We start from the raw sequence: 6,595 nt of genomic DNA on the forward strand, positions 1-6,595 counted from the left end.
ATATCCGCCTTACTTCGAAAACATGCCCCGCGAGCCCCAGCCGGTCCAGGACCTCCGCGAGGCCCGGATCCTGGCGCTGCTCGGCGACTCGGTGACCACCGACCACATCTCGCCGGCCGGCTCGATCAAGGCCAGCTCGCCGGCCGGGAAATACCTCCAATCCTTGGGGGTCAAGCCGGAGGATTTCAACTCCTACGGCGCCCGCCGCGGCAACCACGAAGTGATGATGCGCGGGACCTTCGCCAATATCCGGCTGAAGAACCTGATGATCCCCGGGACCGAAGGCGGAGTGACCCTCCACCTGCCCGAGGGCGAGCAGATGTCGATCTACGACGCGGCGATGAAATACCAAAAAGAGGGCGTCCCGCTGGTGGTTTTGGCGGGCAAGGAGTACGGCACCGGCTCTTCCCGCGATTGGGCGGCCAAGGGAACCAACCTGCTCGGGGTCCGCGCCGTCATCGCCGAGAGCTTCGAGCGGATCCATCGCAGCAATTTGGTCGGGATGGGCGTCTTGCCTTTGCAGTTCGAAGAAGGCCAGACTTGGCTGGCCTTAGGGCTGAACGGCCGGGAAAAGATCAGCATCGAGGGGATCGACGCCCAGCTCAAGCCCTTCCAAAAGCTTCAAGTGAAGGCGCGGAGCCAGCAGGGCGAGGAGAAGGCTTTCACCGTGACCTTGAGGATCGACACTCCCGATGAAGTGGCCTACTACCGCCACGGTGGAATTCTGCAGTACGTCTTGCGACAGCTGCTGGCGTCATAAAAAACCCCGGCCCTTGAGGGGGAAGCGGGCCGGGGCTGCACTCGCCTGGGAGTCAAAACGCTAAATGGCGTTGCCGCCGGTTTCGCCGGTGCGGATGCGAATCGCTTCTTCGACGCCGGAAACGAAAATTTTGCCATCGCCGATCTTGCCGGTGGAGGCGGTCTTCTGGATGGTGTCGACCACCTTGGCGAGGTCGCCGTCATTCACGACCACCTCGAGGCGGATCTTGGGCAGGAAATCGACTTGGTATTCGGCGCCCCGGTACAGCTCGGTATGGCCTTTTTGCCGGCCGAAGCCTTTGACTTCGGCGATGGTCATGCCTTGGATTCCCATGGCGTGAAGGGCTTCTTTCACGTCATCGAGCTTGAAGGGCTTGATGATGGCTTCAACCTTCTTCATAGATGCACCTCTCCTGGATAAGCTTTTTTGGTGCAAAGCCCAGTCCAGTGCGATTGTGTCAATAACTTATTGATTTTACTTATAATTTATGAAAGATCGCCAGGCAATGAACGGTCTCTAAGCGCCTCGATTTTGCGCAGTGGCGCAGGTTTAGGCAGCCATCGGCTTGGCCCTAAGAGCTTTTCTTTTCTTGCTTGGGCTCGGAGGGGAATGGTTTAAGCAGCTTCGAAGGAATTTATGGGCGTCACGGTCAAGAAACTCTCCAAAACTTTCACCAGTCAGAAGTCGGATTTCGCGGCGGTGAAGGACGTCAGCTTCGAGGTCGAGGAAGGTTCCTTGGTCGCTCTGCTCGGGCCCAGCGGCTCGGGCAAGAGCACGATTTTAAGGATGATCGCCGGCTTGGAGCGACCGGATGCCGGCGAGATTTACTTGAGCGGCGAAAAGGTCACCACCCTGCCGGCCCAAAAACGCGGCGTCGGCTTCGTCTTCCAGAACTACGCTCTCTTCAAGCAGCTCAGCGTCTTCGACAACGTCGCCTTCGGCCTCCAAGTGCAGAAGGCCAAGAGCGGCGTCATCCGGGACCGGGTCCAGAGCCTGCTCGATCTGCTGGGCTTGAGCGACCTCGGCCGGCGCTTTCCTCATCAGCTCTCCGGCGGCCAGCGCCAGCGGGTCGCCTTGGCTCGGGCCTTGGCGCCTTCGCCCAAAGTGCTGCTGCTCGACGAGCCCTTCGGCGCCATCGACGCCAAGATCCGAAAAGAGCTTCGGGAGTGGTTGCGCAAGCTCCACGAGGAAGTCCACGTCACCAGCCTTTTCGTCACTCATGACCAGGAAGAGGCCTTGGAGATCTGCGACAAGATCTACGTCATGAACCACGGCGTCATCGAGCAGGGCGGCAGCCCCGAGGAGATCTACAAGCAGCCGGCCACCGAGTTCGTCGCCAACTTCGTCGGCTTGATGAACATCCAGGACGCGGTGATCGAGGACTCGGCCCTCAAGTTCGGGCCCTACGTTTTCCCCAAGAACGGCGACAACGGCTGGGAGGATGGCGACAAGCTGCGGGTTTTCTTCCGGCCCCAGGACATCTACATTTCGGGCAAGCCCCACGCCTATGCCCAGGCCGGCAAGCTGGTGCGCCGCTCTTTCCTCGGCATCAACATCAAGCTCGAGGTCGAGGCCGACGACGGCTTTCGCTTCATTGCCATCATTCCCGAGCACATCTTCTACCAGGAGAAGCTCGCCGAAGGCTGCTCGGTTTCCTACCAGATCGAGGAATTCCACTACGTCAATCTGCGGGCCGGCCGCGGAATGCGGAAATTGATTTTCGCGGATTACGAGATTTAAACGCCCTCTCCCCTCGCGGGAGAGGGCAGCTCGACGAAGTCGAGCGGGAGAGGGGGCGTGGCGTTAAGCAACTGCTGCTTTGCCACACCCCCTCTCCCGGTTTTGCCGAAGGCAAAACCACCCTCCCCCGCAAGGGGGAGGGTTATTTACCCTTGAATTTCGGCTTTCGCTTTTCGACGAAGGCCTTCACCCCTTCCTTGAAATCCCAGCTTTCGGAAGCGGCCGCGATTTCGCGCCGCTCGAGCTGAAGCTGGCGGCCGAAGCGTTGCTCGAGCGAAGCCCGAATGACCTTCTTGGTCCGGCTCAGGGTGCGGGTCGGCCGAGCGACCAGGTCCTCGATGAGGCGGGCCAGCTCCTTTTCGAAGTCCTTCTCGCTCCAGACCTCGTTGACCAGCCCTAAGGCCTGGGCCTCGGCGGCGCTGAAGACTTGGCCGAGCAGGCAGGCTTCGAGGGCCCGCTTCGGCCCGATCAGGCGGGGCAGGAAAAAAGTCGTCGAGGCATTGGGCGAAAGCGCGATGTTGATGAAGGAGGGCGAGAGCTTGGAGTTCGCCGAAGCCACCGTGAGGTCGCAGGCCAAGGCCAGGCCGAAGCCGGCGGCATAAGCCGGGCCGCGGACCGCCCCGATCACAATCTGGGGCATCTCGGCGATCTTGGCGATGGCCCGGTTGAGGGCCCGGGAAATCCGGCGGAAAGCCCGGGCGCTGGTCGGCAGATTATCCTGGAAGAGCTTGATGTCGCCGCCGGCCGAAAAGGCCTCGCCGGCGCCGCGCAAAACCACGACCTTCACGTTTTTGTCCCGAGCCGCCCGCGCGAGCGCCGGGTGGATCGCCTCGGCCAGCGCGAAGTCGAGGGCGTTCCGGCTTTCCGGCCGGTTGAGGGTCAGGATCCGGCAAAGGCCCTCGTCCGTTTCGAGAATCAATTGGTCCTTCATGGCTCCCTCTGCTATAGTCGGCGCTCGAATTTATCCTCAAATAGGAGTGTGTTGGTTATGAAATTTTCGGTGGAAAGTCGACCTTCTTCCTTGGGCCGCGGCGACCTCCTGGTCTTGCCCTATCTCGATGAAAAGGCCCTCAATCATCCGGCGGCCAAGGCCTTGGCCAAGAAAATCGGAACCGAGCCGGCGCGGCTTTTGACCAAGGAAGGCTTCAAGGGCGAGGCCGGCGACTCGCGGCTCTTCGCGGCCCACGGCAAGGTGCCCTTCGACTATGTCTTGGTGATGGGCATGGGTAAGAAGAAAAAGCTCAACCTCGAGACCTTCCGTAAGGTCGCTTCCAAGACCGCCCAGGCGGCCGAGAAGCTGAAATCGAAAAGGGTCGTTTCGCTGGTGCCGCTGGCGGCCGATGGAACCTTCGGCGCCGAGGACTTGGGCCAGGCCCTGGCCGAAGGCAGCGTCCTCGGCCTCTACCGCTTTGAAAAATACAAGAGCAAGAAGGACAAAGCTTCGAGCCTGAGCGAGATCCGCTACGTCGCCGACTCGGCCAAGAAGGCCAAGTCGTTGGCTCAGGGCCTGAAGCGCGGCGAAACCATCGCCGGCAGCGTGAACTACGCCCGGGATTTGATCAACACGCCGGCTCGGGACAAGCCGCCGGAGTTCCTCGGCCGCGAGGCCAAGAAGATCCGCGGGCTCCGGACCAAGGTCTTCGACCACCGCCAGCTCCGGCGCATGGGTATGGATGCTCTTTACGGCGTCGGCAAGGGCTCGACCAATCCGCCGGTCTTCGTCGAGATGCATTACCGCCCCAAGGGCCGGGTCAAGGCCCGAGTCGCCATCGTCGGCAAGGGCATCGTCTTCGACAGCGGCGGGCTCTCGCTGAAGCCGCCCAAGAGCATGGAGACGATGAAAGACGACATGTCCGGCGCCGCGACCATCCTCGGGGTCATGCGGCTTTTGCCTTTGCTCAAGCCCAAGGTCGAAGTCTACGGCTACATCGCCTCGGCCGAGAATATGCCGGACGGCGGAGCCCAGCGGCCGGGCGACGTGGTCCGAGCCTACAACGGCAAGACCATCGAGGTTCTCAACACCGACGCCGAGGGTCGCCTGGCCTTGGCCGACGCCTTGAGCTATCTGACCAAGCATCGCAAGGTCGATTATATCATCGACATCGCCACTCTGACCGGCGCCGCCCTGGTCGCCTTGGGTGACCTCTACAGCGCGGCCCTCGGCACCGACGCCGACTTGATCCAAAGGCTCAAGTCGGCCGGCGAGGAGTGCGGCGAGAAGATCTGGGAGCTGCCGCTGGCCGAGGAATACGTCGATGAGATGAAGAGCCAGGTGGCGGACATCCAGAACATCGGCGGGCCCTACGGCGGCACGATCAACGGCGGGCTCTTCCTCAAAAACTTCGTCGACGAAAAAGCCAAGTGGGTCCATCTCGACATCGCGGGGCCTTCCTGGGCCAACAAGCCCTGGGCCTATTCGCCCAAGGGCGGCACCGGCATCCTGGTGCGGACCTTGCTCCGCTTTTTCGACCAGCTCTAGTTTCCCCCCTTTGAAAAAGGGGGGGCAGGGGGGATTTAAAGCCGTTGCAGAAAAAATCAGCCACTTTATCTCCGCGAGGCTTGGGTCAAATCCCCCCCGACCCCCCTTTTTCAAAGGGGGGTGAATAGTGGCGATTCGTTTTCTAATTCTTTCATTAATCCTGTATTCGGCTTACTTGCTGCCCCGGCTCGACGCGGCGGTGGCTTGGGATCAAGCCGCGATTTTCAGCTTGGCTGAGGCCCGGCGGCCGGCTTGGACCTCGTTCTTCTTCTTCATCACCAAGGCTTCGGACACCCGCGGCTTCCTGGTCGCCCTGATCCTGCCGGCCCTGCTGTTTTTTCAGCGGCGGCGTTGGATCACCGGGCTCTGGTATCTGCTGGGAGTTGGCTTGCTCAAGCTCTCGATCTCGGGACTCAAGGTTTTATTGGGCCGGGCCCGGCCCGAAGGCGGATTGGAAATCCTGCCGACCTTGAGCATGCCCAGCGGCCACGCGGCCAACGCGGTTTTTATGTTCGGCCTGCTCGCCGTTTTCCTCTGGCCGCGGGTGGGTTCGGCGGCCGGCCGGATCTTGCTTTGGGGCTTCTGTTTGATCGGGATTTTGCTGGTCGATCTCTCGCGGGTCTATCTCGGCGTCCACTATCCGAGCGACGTGATCGTCGGTTCGCTTTACACCGCGGCTGGATTGTGGATCTTGCAGGGATTTCGGAAGGATGTGTTTTCTTTGTAGGGGCGACCCTTGCGGTCGCCCTGGGCGAGGATTTGGTCGCCGTTTCAGACAGGGCACCCGCAAGGGGTGCCCCTACAATCAACCTAAACTCCGCCGCACCTGAGCGGCCTTGACGATGTCTTCCTCGGGCGAGCGGCCCTGCAGCCAATTCTGCAAAACATTGGAGCTGTAATTGCGATGGATGATCTCGTCGGGCTCTTGGGGGCCGAGCTTTTCCCCGAGATAGGCTTCGATGTGCTCGAGCCCGCCCCGAACGTAGGCGAAGTGGGGCATCCGCTTGGCCAAGAGGTCGAGGTTCTCGCGGTTGAAATAGCGGCCGACCCGCCGGATGACCTCGGGCAGCTCGGGGAAAAAGCCCTCCAGCGCCGGGAGCAGGCCTTCCTTCCGGCTGTCGCGGAGACCGCGGCCCATCCCGATCAGCTCCGGCGGGATTCCCACCGAGTAGAAGACCGCGGTGAAGGTGATGGCCCGGGGCAAGTTCAGCCCGGCCTTGCCGACGCGCCGCGAATAGCCGAAATGGCCGGTGTGCTGGAGGCGCTCCCGGCGGGCCGGAATGAAGCGGGCCAATTGGTTGATGAAGGTCTCGGTGCCTTCGATCGTCTTGCGATAATAATTGACGAAGAGCTCGTCGAGCCGGAAGAGGCGTTCCAACTCCGGGGCCGAGTAGAGCACCGGCTCGGTGCTGCCGAGCTTGCGGTTGAGCTTGGCGATGGCCTTCTTCACCTCCTCGAGCGGATGGTCGTAACGGAAACTCGACTGGAGGGTGACCGTGTGGAGGCCCGGATAGGTCTTGAGGAACTCATCGACGGTCGAGGGGCTCAAGCCGCCGCGAAAGCGGAGCGAGCCGGCGCCGATCATCGGGGCCACCGCGATGCCGGTCTCCCGTTCG

Annotated in this window: 7 protein-coding genes; 4 read left to right on the top strand and 3 right to left on the bottom strand. The window is 61.6% G+C overall.

The window, feature by feature from the left end; translation table 11 throughout:
- A partial coding sequence (gene acnA, locus VJR29_04960) for an aconitate hydratase (protein HKY62751.1) occupies positions 1–760 on the top strand: 760 nt, incomplete at its 5' end.
- Positions 761–820: 60 nt separating this feature from the next.
- Here acnA and VJR29_04965 read toward each other — a convergent pair.
- On the bottom strand, positions 821–1,159 hold the full coding sequence (locus VJR29_04965; GenBank protein ID HKY62752.1) for a P-II family nitrogen regulator: 339 nt from the start codon (positions 1,157–1,159) through the stop codon (positions 821–823).
- Positions 1,160–1,396: 237 nt separating this feature from the next.
- Between VJR29_04965 and VJR29_04970 the strand changes: the two genes are divergently transcribed.
- Positions 1,397–2,500 carry an ABC transporter ATP-binding protein gene (locus tag VJR29_04970; GenBank protein HKY62753.1) on the top strand — a complete coding sequence of 368 codons (1,104 nt, stop codon included), beginning with the start codon at positions 1,397–1,399 and terminating at the stop codon, positions 2,498–2,500.
- Between the two features lie 142 nt (positions 2,501–2,642).
- Here the strand turns inward: VJR29_04970 and VJR29_04975 are convergent, their stop codons facing one another.
- Positions 2,643–3,431 (bottom strand): enoyl-CoA hydratase-related protein, encoded by a 789-nt coding sequence (locus VJR29_04975; protein HKY62754.1) that lies wholly within the window; start codon positions 3,429–3,431, stop codon positions 2,643–2,645.
- 57 nt (positions 3,432–3,488) lie between these two features.
- Here VJR29_04975 and VJR29_04980 point away from each other — a divergent pair, with 57 nt between their 5' ends.
- Positions 3,489–4,979 (top strand): leucyl aminopeptidase, encoded by a 1,491-nt coding sequence (locus tag VJR29_04980; GenBank protein ID HKY62755.1) that lies wholly within the window; start codon positions 3,489–3,491, stop codon positions 4,977–4,979.
- Between the two features lie 127 nt (positions 4,980–5,106).
- Entirely contained in the window at positions 5,107–5,706 is a 600-nt protein-coding gene (locus tag VJR29_04985) for a phosphatase PAP2 family protein (protein ID HKY62756.1), read from the top strand.
- A gap of 78 nt (positions 5,707–5,784) precedes the next feature.
- Here the strand turns inward: VJR29_04985 and ppcA are convergent.
- Positions 5,785–6,595 (bottom strand): phosphoenolpyruvate carboxylase (ppcA, locus tag VJR29_04990; GenBank protein HKY62757.1); only part of this gene is annotated, 811 nt, incomplete at its 5' end.

The sequence above is a fragment of the bacterium genome (assembly GCA_035281585.1).
Taxonomy (GTDB): Bacteria; UBA10199; UBA10199; order DSSB01; family DSSB01; genus DATEDP01.